This is a genomic window from Microbacterium sp. NPDC090014, assembly GCF_044748285.1.
Lineage (GTDB): Bacteria > Actinomycetota > Actinomycetes > Actinomycetales > Microbacteriaceae > Microbacterium.
Genome location: NZ_JBIVFS010000001.1, coordinates 1460297 through 1478610 on the forward strand (window position 1 = coordinate 1460297; position 18314 = coordinate 1478610).

Sequence of the window (18314 nt, forward strand, 5' to 3'; positions counted from 1 at the left end):
CCGGCGCTCAGAACACCACGATGGCGGACATCGCCACCGTCGATGCCGCCATCGTGGTGTGATGCACTCGGTGGAGCCAGGACCGCTCCGAGCGCAGTGCGATCGTCGAGAGCAGGATCGCTCCGAGTCCGAGAGTCACGCCGAGCACCTGCGGCATCCCTGCGCCCCCACCGTGCGAGTGCGTGGAAGAGACGGCCGCGTCGGTGACGTCGGTCCCGGGAATCGCCGCCATCAGCAGGATCAGCGCGGCGGTCGAGACGAGTCCGAGTGCCAGGTGGGCCGACAGATTGCCGCCTGCGCGCGCGATCCGGTCTCCGAGCACAGCCGGCGCCCGGCAGCGGATCGCGAGAACGAGCGCGGCGGGGAGCATCAGGGCGAACCACACGACGGGAGGCAGCAGCGCGACCGTCATGGCATCGCCCATGCCCGCCAGCATGAGTACGGCCGCCGCGATCTCGGGAGCACCGACTCCATGCCGCATGCCGATCAACGACCCCGCACCGATCGTCGCCAGTGCCAAGGCGCCGAGGTGCAGGAGGTCGTTCATCGGATGGACGCGGGACGCACGTCGCTCAGGATGCCCACACGACGCCACTCGGCGTCGACGACGTCGGCCGGCGCCGCGGCGGCGAAGGACAGAGCACCCGTCGCGACGTCGAGAGCGACCGTGAGCTTCGTCTCCCAGCGGAGGTGTTCCGGCTGATCGGGCCGCGCGCGCACCGAGATCGGTGCGTCGGGGATGGCTCCGAACGCGAGGGCCCGCTCGCGATCATCCACGATCCGAGCAAGGTCCGCTGCCTCCGTCAGACACCGGTATCGAGGCACGCTCGTGGTCTCGTACGGCGAGTACTCGCCGGCGGCGAGGGTCTCGTCGAGGAAGTGATTCGTGTGGGCCAAGGTGCGTCCGCGGGGAACAGGCAGCACCGCGACCCCCGCGGGGGAGACCTCGACGGCTGCGGCCTCGGCCGCCTGGCCGTCGAAGGCCGCGACGGTCAGGACGCTGGACGCTGCGAGCGGGACGCTCCGGGCGATCTCGACCGCGTCGGCGACCGTCGACGCACGGTCGAGGATCATGCGGGCGAGAACGTGCACGGGCACCCCGGCCTGCGATCCGTCGGATCGGTGATGGAGGATGTTGAAGTGGAGTCCGAGGCCTCGATCGTTCACGCCGATCTTCGCCGGCTGCCCGAACTCGCAGAAGGTCACGACACCGGTTCCCGATGCCGATCGCAGGCGCCGCACCACGGTCTCGTTCGACAGCGTCTCGTGCCAGTCCCAGGTCTGCAGAGTGCGGGGTGCGCTCGCGTCATCGGGCGCGTACACGACCGTCGAGCACTCCATCGACGGCGTCATGCGCGCCAGGATCTCGGTGCGAGCGGTCAGCAGATGCACGTCGGTCAGCGACAGGCCGCTGCCCTCGGCGATCCCGACGAACTCGTCGGCGATCTCGGCGGCGTGGGTCTCGGTCATCGCCCGGCACTCGTCGGCGACCGCTCGGGCGCGCTCGGCGGGAACACCCGATTGCGCGAAGAGTCTCAGGTACGAGTCGCGGGCGGCGGCCAGCTGAGGCGACCAGTGGGCACCGAACCGGCGTCCTTCCTCCTGCGGCTCGCCTGCCTCCGCAGACCACTCGTGGACGATCACCGGTCTCCTCCGATGCGCTCGACGAGTTCGGCGACGTCGCCATACGGGCAGCCGCGGGCACGGGATGCGGCGGCGACGCGCTCGCGCACCTCGAGGGGCTTGTCCTGACTGACCTTGAAGACCGCGCGCTGCTCGATGATCTCGAACCGGAACGACACGATCCCCCCGACGATGCGCTCGAACGTGGGCAGCGAGCTCTGCATGTCCCACGCCGTCTGCTCGAGGTTCTCGAGCTCCTCGACGGTTCGTGTGACGACATGCATGCCGTCGCTCGCATCCTCGAGCACGGTCACCCTGGCCGTCAGGTGCACGGCCGCGTAGTCCCACGTCGGCACGTTGGGGTCATCGGCATAGGTCGTCGGCGACACGTAGTCGTGGGGGCCGGAGAACACCAGCAGCACCGAGTCGCCGTCGGTGATCTGCTGCCACTGCGGGTTCTTCCGCGCGATATGGCCGAGCAGCTCTCCGCCGACGAAGCCGCCGTCCGGTGCCATCCGCTCGATGATCACCGGGGTGTGCGTGACCGTGGGTGCGCCGGCCGCGCCGCCGCCGTTCGTCACGATGAGCGCGAACGGGTGTCGGCGGACCAGCTCGTTGACCTCGTGCTGTGAGGGGGCGAGGTACTTCTCGAACTCGTACACGGTCAGCCCGCCGCGCAGAGGATCGCGTCCCACGCCGTCTCGCCCGCGAGGGTGGCGACGGCGGTGGAGTTCAGCGAGAGCCGGCCCCGGGACGAGCTGGGATTCTCGGGCAGCGCGACCTCGTCGGTCGTCAGCGCGAAGAGCGTGTCGCCGTCGAGCGGGGTGTGGAAGGGCTGGATGCCGCGGTGCATCGAGCTGTGCACCTGCAGGCCGAACTGCTTGAGCTCGGTGTCGGTGAGCTGCACGTTCGTCACGACCGCGGTGATCGTCGTGTTGCCCGACATCGAGTCGACCAGTCGGGACTCCCCGATCGCCTCTTCGTAGTCCAGCGCCGGGTGGCGGCGCTCGCCGGTGCTCGCGTCGTAGTTGCCGCGGATGATCCTGCCCGAGCGATCGAGGATCACTCCGTAGGGGTTGAGCACCGTCACGACGAGGACCTTCACATCACCCACCTGGCGGAATGCGACTCCCTGGCCCGTGAACTCCACTCGGGCGGGGTCGACCTTTCCGGATGAGGCCGAGGCGCCGCCGCCGACGCGGCCCACTTCGACGACGCCCTGACGTGCGGCCTGCAGGGCGGCCTTGCCGAGCGCGGTGTCGGGGAAGACGGAGTTCTCGCGCACCGAGTAGTCGTAGATGATGGCGCCCGACACGAGCTGCAGCTGGTCGAAACCGGAGCGGTGCTCGGCGCGCTCGAACAGCGCCTCAGACACGCCCGCCACGGCGGAGAGGCCGTACACCGAACCTCCGGCGAGGCAGATGGCGTGGTTGTATCCGTACAGTCCGCTGGCGCCCACGGCGCCGCCGCGCCGGTCGGTGAATGTCCGAGCGCCGGCTGGGATCGACAGCACCGTCGCTCCGGTCGGACCTTCGGTGTATTCGGCCGTTCCGAGGAGCACGCCGGGGAAGTCGTACTCGACCTGCCCACGATCGGTGCCGTGCACAGGGGAGAGGGCGTAGTCGCCGTTGGATCGACGTGGTCCTGCGGCAAGGACGGGGGCGAGACGGTGGGTGTCGGTCACGATGAGAGCTCCTGGAACAGTTGACGCGAATAGGGATGGCTGGGCAGGTCGTAGAAGACCTCGGTCGGGGCGTGCTCGACGATCTCGCCGGCGCGCATCACCGCCACATGATGGGAGATGTAGCGGACGGCCGCCAGGTCGTGCGAGATGAACAGGGCGGCGAAGCCGTGTTCCGCCTGCAGGTCCTGGATGAGGTTGAGGATCTGCGCCTGCACCGAGACGTCGAGCGCGCTGACGGCCTCGTCGAAGACGATGAAGGCGGGGTGGGTCACGAGCGCACGTGCGACGCTCACTCTCTGCAGCTGTCCTCCCGAGAGCTGGTGGGGACGGCGAGTGGCGAACGAGGCCGGCAGTCCGACGCTCTCGAGCATCGCCAGGGCCCGCTCCTCGGTCGCCGACGTGCGACGTTCGTGCACGAGCACGGGCTCCAGCACCGATGACAGCACGGTCGAGCGCGGGTCGAGCGCCCATCGCGGATGCTGCAGGACCGCCTGCATCCGCCCGGCGCGGGATCGCAGGCTCCTGGCGAGCGGCGCTCCCTGGAACCGCACGGCCCCGGAGTCGGGGTGCTGCAATCCGAGCACGACTGTCCCTGTCGTCGTCTTGCCCGAGCCGGACTCGCCGACGAGGCCGAGCGTCTCACCCGGCGCCACCGAGAACGAGACTCCCGACATGGCTCTGACCTCTCGTCGACCCGCGCCGAAGCCCGATGGGAAGACGACGCTGACGTCGTCGAGTTCGACGGTCGGAGTCGCCGAGGACGCGCTCATGCCGACACCTCCTCGTCGGGGATGAGTCCTGCTCGCCGATCGGCCAGCACGAGATCCGCGGTGCGGATGCAGAGGCTGTGCCGTGGCGACACGGGCTCGGGCCTGACGACCTCGCACGCATCGATCCGATGAGCGCAGCGTGCGGCGAAGGCGCAGCCCTCCGCCTCGCCATGCAGCACCGGAGGGGAGCCCGGGATGCTCGAGAGCCGCTCTCCCCGTTTCGCACGCGAGGGATCCGTCGCCGCGAGCGCTCGAGCATACGGGTGCACCGGGGTGCCGAGCACCGCGGATGCCGGACCGCGTTCGACGACCCGGCCGGCGTACATGACGGCGACCTCGTCGCACCAGCGCGCGACGGCCGGCAGATCGTGACTGAGCCAGAGGATGGTCGTGCCCTGCTCCTTCGCCTGAGCGAACAGCAGCCGGATGACCTCTTCGCGCACCTGGCTGTCGAGCGCCGCGGTCGGCTCATCGGCGATCAGCAGCCGGGGGCGGCGGCACATGGCCATCGCGATGGCCACACGCTGGGCCATCCCGCCCGAGATCTGATGGGGGAAGAGTCGGATGACGCGCGCGGGATCGGCGATCTGCATGCCCTCCAGCAGCTCGACCTGGCGGCGGGGAGAGCCGTCGTCGCCGACCGCGCGGAGCACGAGCTTCAGCTGGGCGCCGATGCGCATCGTCGGATCGAGCGAGCCGATCGGATCCTGCGCGATATAGGCGAGGGTGTCGCGTCGGTAGCCGCGCAGCTCGTCGTCGTCGAGACCGAGCACGTCGATCCCGTCGACCTCGATCAGGCCGCTGACGATCTGCGCCGAACGCGGATGCAGGCGGCCGATGACGGAGGCGAGCGTCGACTTGCCGGATCCCGACTCACCCACGATCGCGACCGAACTGCCGTCTGCGACGTCGAGGTCGACCCCGTCGAGAGCCCTGACAGTGGTGGTGCCCGTGAACTCCAGTGCCAGATCGCTGATGCGTACGGCGGTCATCGGAGGGACCTCGTCTCTCGCGGTTCGAATCGGTCACGGAGGCCGTCGCCGATGATGTTGATGCACAGGATCGAGACCACCAGCACGGCGCCGGGGACGATCACGAGCTGGGGGGCCTGGGTCATGTACAGCATCCCCTGTTGGATGAGAAGGCCGAGGGATGCCTCAGGAGCCTGCACGCCGAAGCCGAGGAAGCTCAGTCCTCCCTCGACGAGGATCGCGACGGAGAGCGCGTAGCTCGCCTGCACGGCGATGGTCCCTGCGATGTTCGGCAGCAGTCGACGGACGAAGATCACCGGGGTTCGGACTCCGCTGATGCGCGCAGAGACGATGAAGTCCCGCTCGGCCACGGCCCGGGTCGCGATGCGCACCACGCGGGTCATGAGAGGGATGGTGATGACGACGATGCTGATGATCGCCGCCGGCCGACCGGGCCCGAGGAGGGCGGAGACGAGGATGGCGAGCACGAGAGCGGGGAACGCGTAGAGCACGTCGGCGACGCGCATCACCGCCTCGTTCACCGCCCCGCCGTAGTAGCCGGCGAGCATTCCGAGCACGGTGCTGACCACCGCCGAGCAGACCACGGCGACGATCGACACGACGAGGGTGGTCGCCGTGCCCTGGAAGAGGCGGGGGAGGAGCGAGCGTCCGAGGTTGTCGGTGCCGAACGGCGCGAGCGCCGACGGGCTCTCGAGCCTGCCGCCGACCGTCGCGGTCGTCGACCCGGCGAGGCCGGTGAGTACGGCGATCACGGTGATCACGACGACGAGACCGAGCACGACGATCGCGGTGCGCAGCACGGCATCGCTGCGACGCCAGGCGCCGCGCGTCGCGTCGCCCGCCGCGCGGACGCGGTGCGTGGCTGTGGGGGCGATGGTCATCGGCGGCTCCCTCCGGTCAGGCGCAGACGGGGGTCCAGCGCATTGGCGATGAGGTCGACGAGCAGGCTCGCGACGATGAACACGATGGCGGCGAGCAGCACCGCGCTCTGGACGATCGCGTAGTCGCGCCGCCCGAGAGCCGTCTGCAGGTACGAGCCCATGCCCGGGATGTTGAACACGAACTCGACGATCACTGTGCCGCCGAGGAGGACGGCGATCAGAGCGCCGACGATCGTCAGGATGGGGGCTGCCGCGTTGCGGAGCACGTGGTGACGGATGATGAACCAGGGGGTCTCGCCTCGTGCCACGGCAGCCTGCACGTGCGGTTCGACGAGGACGTTCATGACGGCATCCCTGGTGTTCCTCGCCACGACGGCGACACAGCCGACGGCGAGGACCGTGACCGGAAGCACGAGCGCCCCGAAGAAGCGCGCAGGGTCGACGGCGAACGGCGCGAACCGGCCGACCGAGACCCCGAGTCCGAGGGTCGAGACGGCGAAGACCACGACGCCCGCGAGCAGGAACTCGGGGATGCTGATGCCGAGCGCACTGACGATCCGGCCGACGGCACCGGCCGAACCCTCCGATCGCAGGGCGGCGAAGAAGCCGAGCGGGATGCCGACGAGCAGGGTGACGATGATCGTCAGCAGCGCGATCGTCGCCGTGACGGGAAGGCGTGCGGCGAACTCGTCGGTGACCGACACGTTCGAGACGAACGAGTAGCCGAGGTCACCGGTGAGAACGCCGAACAGCCAGTGGAAGTACTGCGCGACGACCGGGTCGTCGAGCCCGGACTCGGCCACCGCCTGGGCCCGCTGCGCCTCGGTGGCGAGCGGACCCAGGACGAGGTCGATGTAGTCGCCCGGCATGAGACGGACGGACGCGAAGATCAGCACCGAGACGACGACGAGCGTCACCAGTGCGGCGCCGATGCGCCGGAGCGACCACAGAGCGACGGCCATGTCAGCTGGCGCGGAACTGGGTGATGTAGCGCAGGAAGTTGCCGTAGCCCTCGTCGCTGCTGAGCGTCGGCGACAACGACTCGGTGTTCCATCCGATCGTGGACGGACGCAGTACCAGCGGCACTATCTCGCTCTGCTCGTCGGCGACGGCGCAGAGGTTCTCGAACACGGCGGCCCGGTCGGCCCCCGGCTCGGTCGAGTATCCGTCGGCGATCAGCCCGTCGAGTTCGTCGGAGCCCTTCATGAAGACGGCCGAGAAGCCGGCGACCTCGGGGTTCCACCAGGTCGTGACCATCGCAGGATCCGCGTAGCCGGCGAACCAGCTCAAAGCGAGGTCGAATGTCGCGGGGCTGCCGTACACCTGATCGGAGTAGGTGGCGTAATCGACCTGCTGGATCTCGACCGTCACGCCGATCTCGGCGAGGTTCTGCTGCATGACCTGAGCGATCTGGGCGAGTACCGGCTCATCGGTGTACACGACGAGGTCGAGCTCGAGGCCTCCGACCTCGTCGATCACCGCTTTCGCCGCGGCGACGTCGTGTGCGGCCGAGGGGAGGTCCGCGGCGAGGCACGAGTCGGGAAGACCGGCGGGGGTGACCCCGGTGGCCGCGGTCGAGCCGCCGAATGCGAGTTCGTTGATCGCGTCACGGTCGATCGCGCTGTTGATGGCGAAGCGCACGTCTTCATCCTGCAGCGCCTCATCGCCCGTGAGGGAGTTGATCATCAGGTAGTGGAAGTCGGTGTTCTTCTGTCCGACGACAGCGACTTCCTGCGCATTCGCGAGGAGCTCTGCAGAGTCGATGGAGTTGAGGACGGCGAAGTCGGCTGATCCGTCGCGGAGGGCTGCGGCCCTGGTGGCCTCATCGCCGACGATGTCGATCGTCAGTGTCGAGAAGCCCAGCGAGGCGGCGTCGGGGTGGTGCTCGTTCGCCTCGAACGTCCACTCCTCATCCTGTCGGTGCGCCGTCGCGACGAGGGGGCCTGTGCCGACCATCTCGGTCGTGATGTCGATCTCGCCTGCCTCGATCTCGGCCATCGGCAGGACGGCGGCGGGGGTGTTCGCCAGCGCGGCGAGGAACGGTGCGTAGGGCTCAGACAGGGTGACCGTGACCTCGAGATCGCCGGTCTCCTCGATCGAGGCGATCGGGCCGAGCTGACCCGTCCACGTGGTCGGGGTGTCGATGAGACGCTGCAGGCTGCCGGCGACATCGGCAGCCGTCATGGCACGGCCGTTCGAGAACACCGCGTCATCGGCGAGCGTGAAGACGTACTCGGTGTCGCTCGGCGTCTTCCACGAGGTGGCGAGAGACGGCGCGACGTCGAGATTCTCGTCGATCGTGGTGAGGGTCTCGTACGACAGTCCCTCCAGCATCCACGAGCGCGCGGTCGCCGCACCCTGCGGGTCGAGACCGCCGGCCTCTGCGGTGTCGTAGTCGACCTGGACGACGAGGTCGCCACCGTCGTCGAATGCGTCGTCGGCGACGGCGAGGAAGCCGGGTGCCGCCTCTTCCTGTGTCGGTTCGGTGTCTGGTGAGGCGCCGGCTGCGCATCCGGTGAGTGCGAGGACGGCGATGGCGGACATCGCCACCCCCGCGCGAGCTGCTGTGTGCATGTCGGTGTTTCCCTTCGGGATGCCGGACGACGGCTGATCAGCCGTGGTGCGACGACGGGCGGACAGAGAGGTGATGCGGGTGGTGCTCGGAGTGCGCAGTGCCCGTGTCCTCGTGAGCGCAGGCGCATGCGGTGGGGGAGGCCGGGACGTCGAGGGTCGGGTTCCGGTCGAAGAAGTCGTGGGGTTTGAGGGTGAACCCGCACGTGTCGACGGGCATGATCGGCCAGTCCTCGGTGCGGGGGAAATGGGTGAGACCGAACGTATGCCAGAGCACGAGGTCGGCGCCGTCGAGCGAGGCGTCGTCGGCGACGAAGGCGGGGAGTCCCTGCTCGGGCGCGCTCTGATTGACGACGTCGCCGGCCGGGTAGCGCTCATCGGGGTCGTAGGCGGTGACCCACAGATCGGACATCGCGAACCTTGCACGCGACGCGATCACCGATTCGGGCTGCGCCAGCAGCACGGGCTTGCCCTCAGGGGCCAGCACATAGGAGGTCGGTCGGCCGAGACGATTCTTCGCGGTCGCGCTGCTCACGCGCCAGGTGCGATCGACCGTCGCGTTGGCGCGACGGCGTCCCTCCTGCTCGCTCCGCAGCCGGGTGGTCGTGAAGCCGATCGCGCTGCCGTGCACGTTGTGGTCGTCGATCGGCAGGGCTCCGACATCGATCTCGTCGATCACGGCCGGGCCGCCGTCGACCGCCATGTCGAGGCGGGCGCAGAACAGATGCTGGTGGTAGGGGGCGGCAAGGCCCGGTGCCAGTTCGCTCGCGAACCGGCTGGTGCGCTCGTCGTAGGCGGCGGTGAAGACGAGGCCGGTGGCCTTGGCCTCGAACTCGATCTTGCCGTCGAGGTAGAGGTACCAGTAGAAGCCGTAGTCGTAGTTGCCGACGGTGACGAAGAACGAGATGACCAGGCGGCGCTGTCGTCGCACATCGCTCGAGCCGGTGAACTGCTCGGTGTGCTTCCAGAGCACACCGGCATCCTCCTCGTGGATGCAGATGGCGTTGGGCAGAACCTTGACGTTCCCTCGCGCATCGGCGATCGGTACGTCGAGATAGGTGATGTCGCCGACGCAGTCGCAGCCGAGTTCGAGCGAGTTCACCAGTCGTCCGAGCTGGTATTCGCCGGTGTCGAAGTAGTTCTGCCAGAAGCGCACCGGCCCCGGGTCGCCGTAAGGGACGAGCATCTCGGCGATCGAGGCGCGGTGCACGATCGGACGCACACGTCCGTCGTCCTCGAAGCCGATGCCGTGCAGGATGAGACCCTCCCGCATGTCGTAGCCGATGCGCAGCGACCACTTCTCCCACGAGATCACGTCGCCGTCGAACGAGAAGCTCGGTCCCTCCGGCTGCGTGATGACGATCGGCTTCTGCGTCGTGCGCTCGGGGCCGAAGGTGCCTGGCACGTGGTAGTCGGCGGTCTCCTGAGGGATCGGCATCGCCCCCGTGTCGATGACGTCGACGACCGTTCGGCTCGCGAGATCGACGTACGCGACGAGGCCGTCGATCGGGTGCGCCCAGGGCATGGTCTGCGGGGTCGGCTGGTGGTGCCCGAGCACGCGCGCCAGTCGGCGTCCGCTCTCGCCTTCGATCGGGTAGCGGCCCGCCGACAGGCCGGCGAGCGCCACGGTGCTCGGGTCGTCGATTCCTCGAGCCGAGAGCGCGGTGGCCCAGCGCACGTCGGCGCCGATGAGCTCGCGGATGATCACGTGCTCCTCCTGGAGCAGCGGCACCTGGCCGTCGATCTCGGGGTCGATGTCGACGTCCTTCACGAGCGTGCCGGAGCCGAGATCCACCGAGAGCGCCCGAGCGCGTCCGCTGTCGACGTCGAGGAGCTGCACGCGAGCGCGGCGGGGGACGGATCGGCCGGCGACGACCTCGGTGCGGTCGGGCTCGTCGAGCCCGATGTAGGCGATGCGGTGCTCGTCGCCGAGTGCGCCTTCAGCGCGGAGGATCTCGGCGGCGCGCTGCAGCTCGTCCGCCGAGAGCGTCGCGTACGGCGCACCGGACTCATCGCCGAGGCGGCGCGAGCGCTGGACGTGGTCGGACGAGGAACAGCTGCAGTTCATGGAGTCTCCATCGGAAGTCGGTGCCGGAACGTCTGCGTGCCGGAACGTTCCGGCAAAAGTATGCGAAAAGCGTGTTACGGCGCAAGACCCGATGTGTTTCGAGTGGATTACGGCTTGCTCTGTGTGGCTAGACTCGGCCGCATGCAAGAGCCACGACGCGCCAGATTGATCGATGTCGCTCGGCGCGCGGGGGTCGGAAAGACCACGGCGTCCGACGCGCTCAGCGGCGGCGGTCGCGTGTCTTCGGCCACCCGGGAGGCCGTGCTGGCGGCGGCAGCCGAGCTCGGCTATTCGGTCAACACGGCGGCGCGACACCTCCGCGGAGGTGCGATCGGCACGATCGGGATCGTGCTCCCCGAGGTCGTGTCCCGGTCGTCGTACTACATGGCGTTCACCTTCGGAATCGTCACGAGCGCGGCGGCCCACGACATCGACGTGACCATTGTGAGCCCGTCTGCGTCTTCCGGCCGTTCCCGGCCCATCCGGGCGGACGGGTTGATCATCGGCGACCCCGTCTCGGGGGATCCCGGACTCCCGTCGCTCATGGCCTCCGGCATCCCGATCGTCACGCAGGAGCACCTGCCCGACGACATCGAGGGGGTTCCCGACGGCGTCATCTGGTCATCGCACGAGGCGGCGATGCTCCGGCTCCTCGACGAGATCGACGTCACTGAGGCGCAGCATCCCGCGTTGCTGGTCGCCCCGGATGCGACGGACTGGTCGCGCCAGCTCGTCTCGGGCTATCGGAGAGGATGCGCGGCGCGCGGCCTCGATCCGGTCATCGCGCCGATCTCCTTCGAGGCGCCATGGCACGCGGTGCGCGAGTCGACCGAACGGCTGCTGCAGACGAATCCCGACACCGACGTGATCATCTGCGGCCCGGACTCGAGTGCGATCGAGGTCGTCGCCGTGCTCGGGCGCCTGGGTCGCACGGTCGGCGAGGACATCACGGTCGTCTCGTGCGTCGACCATCCGTCGCTGCCCTTCCTGACTCCGTCGATCACCTCGATCGATCTGCGCCCCCGCGACTCGGGAGTCGCCTGCGCCGAGCTCCTCATCGACCTGCTCGACGGCCGGGTGGCATCCGGCACCGATGTGGAGTTCCCGATCACGGTCGTCGCACGGGAGTCCACCTCGCAGGCGCTGCGGGTGCGCCGGTGAGCGCGCCGCTCGACGGGATCGTCGTCGCGGACTTCTCCCGCGTGCTCGCGGGGCCGCTGGCGACCATGACCCTCGCCGATCTCGGGGCGCGGGTCGTCAAGGTCGAGAGGCCCGGCACGGGCGACGACACGAGGGCGTGGGGTCCGCCCTATGCCGAGTCAGGGATCACGACGTATTTCGAATCCGCCAACCGCGGCAAGGAGTCCGTGGCTCTCGACCTCACCGATCCGGACGATGCGGCGCGCGCTCGCGAACTGATCGCGAGAAGCGATGTGGTCATCGAGAACTTCCGACCGGGGCTCTTCGCGAAACTCGGGTTCGACTGGGACTCTCTCGCCGCCGAGCATCCCGGTCTCGTCTACGTCTCGGTCAGCGGCTTCGGGTTGGGGGACGGCGCTGCGCTCCCCGGATACGACTTCGTCGCCCAGGCGGTCGGCGGCCTCATGCACATCACCGGCGAGACCGGCGGCGATGCCATGAAGGCCGGTGTCGCCCTGGTCGACGTGCTGACCGGCAAGGACGCGGTGATCGGCATCCTCGCGGCCCTCCGCAGGCGGGAGCTGACGGGGCGCGGCTCGAGGATCGACGTCAACCTGCTGTCGAGCCTGCAGGCGGCGCTGGTCAATCAGATGTCGGCGCACCTCGGAGCGGGTACCGAGCCCGGAAGGCTGGGCAACCGGCATCCGTCGATCGCTCCCTACGAATCGCTGCGGTGCGCCGATGCGCCGATCGCTGTCGCCTGCGGCAACGACGCACAGTTCGCCCGGATGACCATGGAACTCGGATGCGCGCAGCTCGCCGCCGACCCGCGGTTCCTCACGAACCCCGACCGCGTCGCGCATCGCGAGGAACTCGTCGTCGCGCTCGAGTCCGCGCTGGCTGCGGACACGGCGGCGGCGTGGGCCGCGAGGCTGAATCGCATCGGCGTGGCCGCCGGTGTCGTCAACTCGATCGGCGACGGGATCGCGCTCGCCGAGGAGCTCGGCCTCGAGCCCGTGTGGGATGCCGTCGGTGGCGACGGGCGTCGGTCGAGGCAGATCCGCTCACCGCTCACCTGGTCCCCGGCGATCCCGGTGACGGCGTCCGCACCCCCACGGCTCGGTGAGCATGACGAGTCCGTGCGGGCCTGGTTGGATGCCGATCGCTAGAGCCCACGATCGCGGAGTGCGAGCCACAGTTCTGCCGCGACATCCGGGTCATCGAGCGAGGCGTCGAGCATCTTCTCGGCGGTCGTGATCCTCGGCCGGATGGTGTTCCGGTGCACGCCGAGTTCCCGTGCCGTCCGCTCGGCCTGATGACGGTTGCGCAGGTACGCGATGACCGTGCGCCGCAGTTCCGGCTCGGTGTGCGCCAGCAGATCAGCCCAGCGGCGTGACCGCGAATCCGGATGGGTGCGGGCTCCTGCGCCGGGATCGGCGCGGTGGAGGGCGATGACCCGGGCTGCCGCGGCAGCGACGTCTTCCAGACCGACCGGTCCGCTCAGGACTCCGGAATCGGGCGTCGCGTCTGCCTCGGCGGAGAGCAGGGTGAGGTGCACGCCCGCATGCGGGGCCCCGGCGCCGAATCCTCCGTCGACGGTCGCACCGACCCCGGCCAGGACGCGGAAGAGCATCGGCATCTCGATGCCGGAGGCGCCGGCGAGCGCGCGGGCCGCCGCGGGTTCGCCGCGAATCGCGAGTTCGGCGATCCATTCCTCGGGCGTCGGGCCCCCGCGCTCGCGCGCGCTCAGCAGCCGCAGCAATGCGGTGGCGGTGAGGGCGAGTTGGCGATCCGAGCTGCCGAAAGGTCTGCCCGCCCCGAGCGCGAGCGCACCGCGGGTGCGTTCGCCGTCTGTCACCGCATGGGCGACGACCGTCGAACCGTGCGATACGAACGAGGCCGCCTCGACGCCGGAGCGCAGCAGCGACCTCTCCACGTCTGTGCGCACGGAGGGCAGCATCCCCTCGAGCGACGGGGGGTGCAGGATGTCCGTCGACCCGCCAGGGCCGATCGGCAGCCACGCGACCCATCCCCCGATGGCCTGCGCCATCACCCGCACGACCGCGGTGATCGGATCAGGCCCGGCCGCGGCCTGCACGAGACGGGTGTGGGCATGCGCAGTGCGCATCGCCTCCTCCTGGCCGCCGCGGCCCGCGAGCGACCAGAACGCTCGGGAGACGTCGAGGAACGGGACGCCGTCCGGCACTTCGAAGATCGGTATGCCGGTCGCGCGGCAGCGCTCCACCAGCGCGCTCGGCGCGTGCTCCCACCCCTCGCCGAGACCGATCCCGATCGCGCCGATGCCCTGTTCGGCGAGTCTGTCGACGTAGGCCTCGGCCGAGTGGGAGTGCAACGGGATGCCGGTGGTGAGCAGCAGTTCGCCGCCGTCGAGATAGCGGCCGGGGTCGTCGAGCTCCGAGACATGCACCCCGGTGATGCTGCGTGCGGCGTCGAACGGTGCGAGCGGGCGCAAAGAGGCGCCCGATGCGAGAGCGAGTTCACCCAGCGAGACCATGCCGCCATTGTGCAGTACGCACAGGGTGGGCATCAAGACTGGGCGAAGTGTTGCCCCTGTCGCCTCCGGCGCGATCTAGCGTCGACCTCATGACCTCCGCTCCGCATCTGATCACCGAGATTCCCGGCCCGCGCTCGCGCGAGCTCCACGCTCAGCGCGCCGCCGCCGTCGCCTCCGGTTTCGGAATCACCCTTCCCGTCTTCATCGCGCGCGCCGGCACCTCGACGCTCGAGGACGTCGACGGCAACACGCTCATCGATCTCGCCTCGGGCATCGCCGTCACCAGCGTCGGTGCGGCGAATCCTCGAGTGCGTGAGAACGTCGCCGCCCAGCTCGACCTCTTCACCCACACCTGCTTCATGGTGACCGAGTACGAAGGGTTCGTGCGGGTGGCCGAATGGCTCAACGCCCACGTGCCCGGCGACTTCGACAAGCGCACCGCCCTGTTCAGCACGGGGGCCGAAGCCGTCGAGAACGCGGTGAAGATCGCCCGGGCGTACACCGGCCGACCAGGGGTGCTCGTGATCGACGAGGCCTACCACGGCCGTTCCCTGCTGACCATGGCGATGACCGCCAAGGAGCACCCGTACAAGACCACGTTCGGCCCCTTCCCGAACGACGTCGTGCGGGGGCCGAACGCCAACCCGTTGCGTGGAGAGGGCGCCGATGCCGCACTCGCCGAGATCGAGCGGGTCGTCATCGAGCACGGCGCCGACCACTTCGCCGCGCTCGTCGTCGAGCCGATCCAGGGCGAGGGCGGATTCATCGTCCCTGCCGAAGGGTTCCTTCCGGGGCTCCGCCGGATCGCGGACACGCACGGGATCGTGCTCGTCATCGACGAGATCCAGAGCGGCCTCGGCCGCACAGGTCGCCTCTTCGCGAGCGAGCACGAGGGGGTCGCGGGCGACATCACGCTCACGGCCAAAGCCCTCGGTGGCGGGCTGCCGTTGAGCGCCGTCACGGGCCGCGCCGAGATCATGGACGCCGCGCACACGGGCGGCCTCGGCGGCACGTACGCGGGCAACCCCCTCGCCTGCGCCGCGGCGCTCGCCGTGTTCGACGTGCTCGAAGACCCTGAGCTGCTGCCGGGCGTGGCGCGCATCGAACAGAGCATCCGAGCCCACCTCGAGCCGCTTCTCGCCGAGCTCCCGGTGATCGCCGAGGTGCGAGGGCGAGGAGCGATGATGGCCATCGAGTTCGCCGACCCCGACTCTCTCGTGCCGCGCGCCGACCTCGCTCAGCGCGTCACCGCCGCCTGCCACGCGGCGGGGGTGCTCACGCTGACCTGCGGCACGCACGGCAACGTCATCCGCCTGCTGCCGCCGCTCGTGATCGACCCTGCCGTGCTCGACACCGGGCTCGAGATCCTCAGCCGTTCCATCCGCTCCATCGCCGCCGAGGAGGCCGCAGCATGACCGTCGTTCCCGATCTGCTCGACTTCGACGAGATGCTCAGCGACGACGAACGGGCGACGCGCGACCGTGTGCGTGCCTTCGTCGATGCCCGCATCCGTCCCCACATCGCCGACTGGTACGACCGCGCGATCTTCCCGACCGAGCTCGTGCCGGAGCTGGCCGAGCTCGGACTGCTCGGCATGCATCTGTCGGGATACGGGTGCGCCGGTCGAAGCGCGGTCGAGTACGGACTCGCCGCGATGGAGCTCGAAGCGGGCGACTCGGGTCTGCGCACCTTCGTGTCGGTGCAGGGTTCGCTCGCGATGAGCGCCATCCACAAGCACGGCAGCGAGGATCAGAAGCAGGAGTGGTTGCCTCGCATGGCACGCGGCGAGGTGATTGGATGCTTCGGACTCACCGAGCCCAACTCGGGGTCTGATCCTTCGAGCATGACCACATTCGCTCGTCGTGACGGCGACGGCTGGGTGATCAACGGCGCGAAGCGGTGGATCGGTCTCGCCTCCATCGCGCAGGTCGCGATCATCTGGGCGCAGACGGATGACGGCGTTCGCGGCTTCATCGTGCCCACGGACTCCGACGGCTTCGTCGCGACGCCGATCGCCCCCAAGCTGTCGATGCGCGCATCGATCCAGTGCGACATCACGCTCACCGACGTGCGCCTGCCGGCGACCGCGCAGCTTCCGGAGGCTCGCGGTCTTCGCGCCCCGTTCTCGTGCCTCAACGAGGCGCGCTACGGCATCGGCTGGGGTGTGATCGGCGCCGCGCGCGACAGCTACGCCACGGCCCTCTCGTACGCCCGCACCCGCATCCAGTTCAACCAGCCGATCGCTGCGTTCCAGCTCACCCAGCAGAAGCTCGTCGACATGGCGATCGAGATCGAGAAGGCCCAGCTGCTCGCTCTGCGACTCGGCAGGCTGAAGGATGCCGGAAAGCTCGCGCCGCACCAGATCTCGGTCGCCAAGCTCAGCAACACCAGGGCGGCCATCGCCATCGCCCGGGAGGCGAGGACCGTCCTCGGGGGAAACGGGGTGTCCGGTGACTACTCGCCGCTCCGCCACGCCGCCAACCTGGAATCGGTCCGCACATATGAGGGCACCGACGAGGTGCACACACTCGTGTTGGGGGCCCACATCACTGGCTTCTCCGCCTTCCGCAGCACCATCACCGAGGGAGCATCATGACCGTCATCGCCCTGCGCCACTTCATCGACGGGACCTGGGTCGAGGGTGGGGGAGAGGCCCTCGTCGACGTCAATCCGAGCCGACCGAGCGACATCGTCGCCGAGGGGGCGGGAGCGTCGGATGCCGATGTTGACCGCGCCTATGCCGCGGCCCGTGCGGCCTTCGACGGTTGGCGTCGCATGCCGGCACGCGCACGCGCCGGCATCCTTCTCCGTGCAGCCGACATCATCGAGGCGCATCGTGACGAGTGGGGTCGGGAGCTCGCCCGCGAAGAGGGCAAGACGCTCGCAGAGGCGATCGCCGAGACCGGGCATTCAGCGAACATCCTCCGTTTCCACGCCCAAGAGGTCGAACGCCAGAGCGGCGGTGTCTTCGAGTCGCCGACTCCGGGGGAGCGCATCCTCGTGATCAGAAGACCTGTGGGCGTCGTCGGGGCGATCACGCCGTTCAACTTCCCGATCTCGATCCCGGCGTGGAAGCTCGCTCCTGCCCTGGTCTGGGGCAACACGGTGGTCTGGAAACCCGCGACGTTCGTGCCGGTGCTCGCGATGCGATTCGCCGAGGCGCTCGAGCAGGCTGGACTGCCCCGGGGTGTGCTGAACCTCGTGAACGGCACGGCCGCCGTCGGCGAGGCGATCGTCTCGCATCCGGATGTGGACGCGGTGACCTTCACCGGCTCCACGAAGGTAGGCAGGATCATCGCAGCGCAGCTGGCTGCCCGCGGTGTCCCGTTCCAGGGCGAGTTGGGCGGCAAGAACGCCTCGCTCGTGCTCGCCGACGCAGACCTCGACGTCGCTGTGGAGCAGGTGGCGATCGGGGCTTTTCGGGCAGCAGGACAGAAGTGCACCGCGACCTCACGGGTGATCGTGCACCACGCGGTCGCCGACGAGTTCCTGCGTCGGCTCGCCGCACGGACCGAGCGGATGGTCGTGGGCGACGCCGAAGACGAGGCCGTCGAGGTCGGGCCAGTCGTCGATGGCTCCGCGCGAGACCGCGTCGCGGCCGCCATCGCGCGCGCGCGAACGACTGCGACAGCAGTGGTCGCTCCGGAGCCGTACGCGGCCGGCGACCTCGACGACGGCTATTTCATCGCACCGTCGGTGTTCGAGCTGCATGAGGACGACCCGGGCGAGCTGTGGACGGAGGAGCTGTTCGGCCCCGTGATAGGCGTGCGCAGGGTGTCGAGCACCGAAGCGGGGATCGCGCTCGTCAACGACAGCGACTACGGCCTCTCGACCGCGGTCTTCACGACCGGTCTCGCGGATGCGCTCAGCGCGATCGAGGACATCAGGGCGGGTGTCGTGCACATCAACTCGGCGTCGGCCGGCGCAGACCTGCACGTGCCGTTCGGCGGCAGCGGCGCGAGTGCGCTCGGGCCGAAGGAGCAGGGGGCCGCGGCCCGGGAGTTCTTCACCGAGACCGCGACGGTGTATCTGAAGGGCTGATCTCTCAGCGGGGGTGAGCGTCTCCACCG

At 69.3% G+C, this 18314-nt stretch carries 16 protein-coding genes; 5 read left to right on the forward strand and 11 right to left on the reverse strand.

Going from position 1 to position 18314, the window contains the following annotated elements:
- Window positions 1-7: 7 nt before the first annotated feature.
- From ACIPV5_RS06935 to ACIPV5_RS06980, 10 genes are read right to left on the reverse strand one after another with little or no spacing between them, the layout of a single operon-like run.
- On the reverse strand, window positions 8-547 hold the full coding sequence (locus ACIPV5_RS06935; protein WP_394195330.1) for a hypothetical protein: 540 nt from the start codon (window positions 545-547) through the stop codon (window positions 8-10).
- Window positions 544-1644, reverse strand: coding sequence for a C45 family peptidase (locus ACIPV5_RS06940; RefSeq protein ID WP_187250082.1), 1101 nt, complete (start codon window positions 1642-1644; stop codon window positions 544-546). Before ACIPV5_RS06940 ends, ACIPV5_RS06935 begins: the two co-directional genes overlap by 4 nt.
- Complete coding sequence (locus tag ACIPV5_RS06945; protein ID WP_187250083.1) at window positions 1641-2318, reverse strand: FMN-binding negative transcriptional regulator; 678 nt, start codon at window positions 2316-2318, stop codon at window positions 1641-1643. Before ACIPV5_RS06945 ends, ACIPV5_RS06940 begins: the two co-directional genes overlap by 4 nt.
- Window positions 2288-3307 carry a P1 family peptidase gene (locus tag ACIPV5_RS06950; protein WP_400340478.1) on the reverse strand — a complete coding sequence of 340 codons (1020 nt, stop codon included), beginning with the start codon at window positions 3305-3307 and terminating at the stop codon, window positions 2288-2290. Before ACIPV5_RS06950 ends, ACIPV5_RS06945 begins: the two co-directional genes overlap by 31 nt.
- Complete coding sequence (locus ACIPV5_RS06955) at window positions 3304-4077, reverse strand: dipeptide/oligopeptide/nickel ABC transporter ATP-binding protein (RefSeq protein ID WP_072590872.1); 774 nt, start codon at window positions 4075-4077, stop codon at window positions 3304-3306. Before ACIPV5_RS06955 ends, ACIPV5_RS06950 begins: the two co-directional genes overlap by 4 nt.
- Entirely contained in the window at window positions 4074-5069 is a 996-nt protein-coding gene (locus ACIPV5_RS06960) for an ABC transporter ATP-binding protein (RefSeq protein WP_400340480.1), read from the reverse strand. Before ACIPV5_RS06960 ends, ACIPV5_RS06955 begins: the two co-directional genes overlap by 4 nt.
- A complete protein-coding gene (locus tag ACIPV5_RS06965; RefSeq protein WP_400340482.1) occupies window positions 5066-5950 on the reverse strand; it encodes an ABC transporter permease in 885 nt (294 codons plus the stop codon). Before ACIPV5_RS06965 ends, ACIPV5_RS06960 begins: the two co-directional genes overlap by 4 nt.
- A complete protein-coding gene (locus ACIPV5_RS06970) occupies window positions 5947-6912 on the reverse strand; it encodes an ABC transporter permease (protein WP_187250087.1) in 966 nt (321 codons plus the stop codon). The genes ACIPV5_RS06965 and ACIPV5_RS06970 overlap by 4 nt, the downstream gene beginning before the upstream one ends.
- A gap of 1 nt (window position 6913) precedes the next feature.
- The gene (locus ACIPV5_RS06975; protein ID WP_400340484.1) at window positions 6914-8524 is read right to left on the reverse strand and encodes an ABC transporter substrate-binding protein; all 1611 of its coding nucleotides are present in this window, start codon (window positions 8522-8524) and stop codon (window positions 6914-6916) included.
- Window positions 8525-8561: 37 nt separating this feature from the next.
- Window positions 8562-10589, reverse strand: a complete 2028-nt coding sequence (locus ACIPV5_RS06980) for a primary-amine oxidase (RefSeq protein WP_400340485.1) — start codon at window positions 10587-10589, stop codon at window positions 8562-8564.
- Between the two features lie 141 nt (window positions 10590-10730).
- Here ACIPV5_RS06980 and ACIPV5_RS06985 point away from each other — a divergent pair, with 141 nt between their 5' ends.
- Window positions 10731-11750 (forward strand): LacI family DNA-binding transcriptional regulator, encoded by a 1020-nt coding sequence (locus ACIPV5_RS06985; RefSeq protein ID WP_072590876.1) that lies wholly within the window; start codon window positions 10731-10733, stop codon window positions 11748-11750.
- Complete coding sequence (locus ACIPV5_RS06990) at window positions 11747-12898, forward strand: CaiB/BaiF CoA-transferase family protein (RefSeq protein ID WP_222839402.1); 1152 nt, start codon at window positions 11747-11749, stop codon at window positions 12896-12898. Before ACIPV5_RS06985 ends, ACIPV5_RS06990 begins: the two co-directional genes overlap by 4 nt.
- On the opposite strand, the gene ACIPV5_RS06995 is transcribed toward ACIPV5_RS06990, so the two are convergent.
- A complete protein-coding gene (locus ACIPV5_RS06995; RefSeq protein WP_400340488.1) occupies window positions 12895-14244 on the reverse strand; it encodes a PucR family transcriptional regulator ligand-binding domain-containing protein in 1350 nt (449 codons plus the stop codon). The genes ACIPV5_RS06990 and ACIPV5_RS06995 overlap by 4 nt on opposite strands.
- 89 nt (window positions 14245-14333) lie before the next feature.
- Here ACIPV5_RS06995 and gabT point away from each other — a divergent pair, with 89 nt between their 5' ends.
- The 3 genes from gabT to ACIPV5_RS07010 are packed head-to-tail and all read left to right on the forward strand — an operon-like array spanning window position 14334 to window position 18285.
- Entirely contained in the window at window positions 14334-15659 is a 1326-nt protein-coding gene (gabT, locus tag ACIPV5_RS07000; protein WP_400340489.1) for a 4-aminobutyrate--2-oxoglutarate transaminase, read from the forward strand.
- On the forward strand, window positions 15656-16840 hold the full coding sequence (locus tag ACIPV5_RS07005) for an acyl-CoA dehydrogenase family protein (RefSeq protein ID WP_400340491.1): 1185 nt from the start codon (window positions 15656-15658) through the stop codon (window positions 16838-16840). Before gabT ends, ACIPV5_RS07005 begins: the two co-directional genes overlap by 4 nt.
- Window positions 16837-18285 carry an aldehyde dehydrogenase family protein gene (locus ACIPV5_RS07010; RefSeq protein WP_400340493.1) on the forward strand — a complete coding sequence of 483 codons (1449 nt, stop codon included), beginning with the start codon at window positions 16837-16839 and terminating at the stop codon, window positions 18283-18285. Before ACIPV5_RS07005 ends, ACIPV5_RS07010 begins: the two co-directional genes overlap by 4 nt.
- Window positions 18286-18314: the final 29 nt, after the last annotated feature.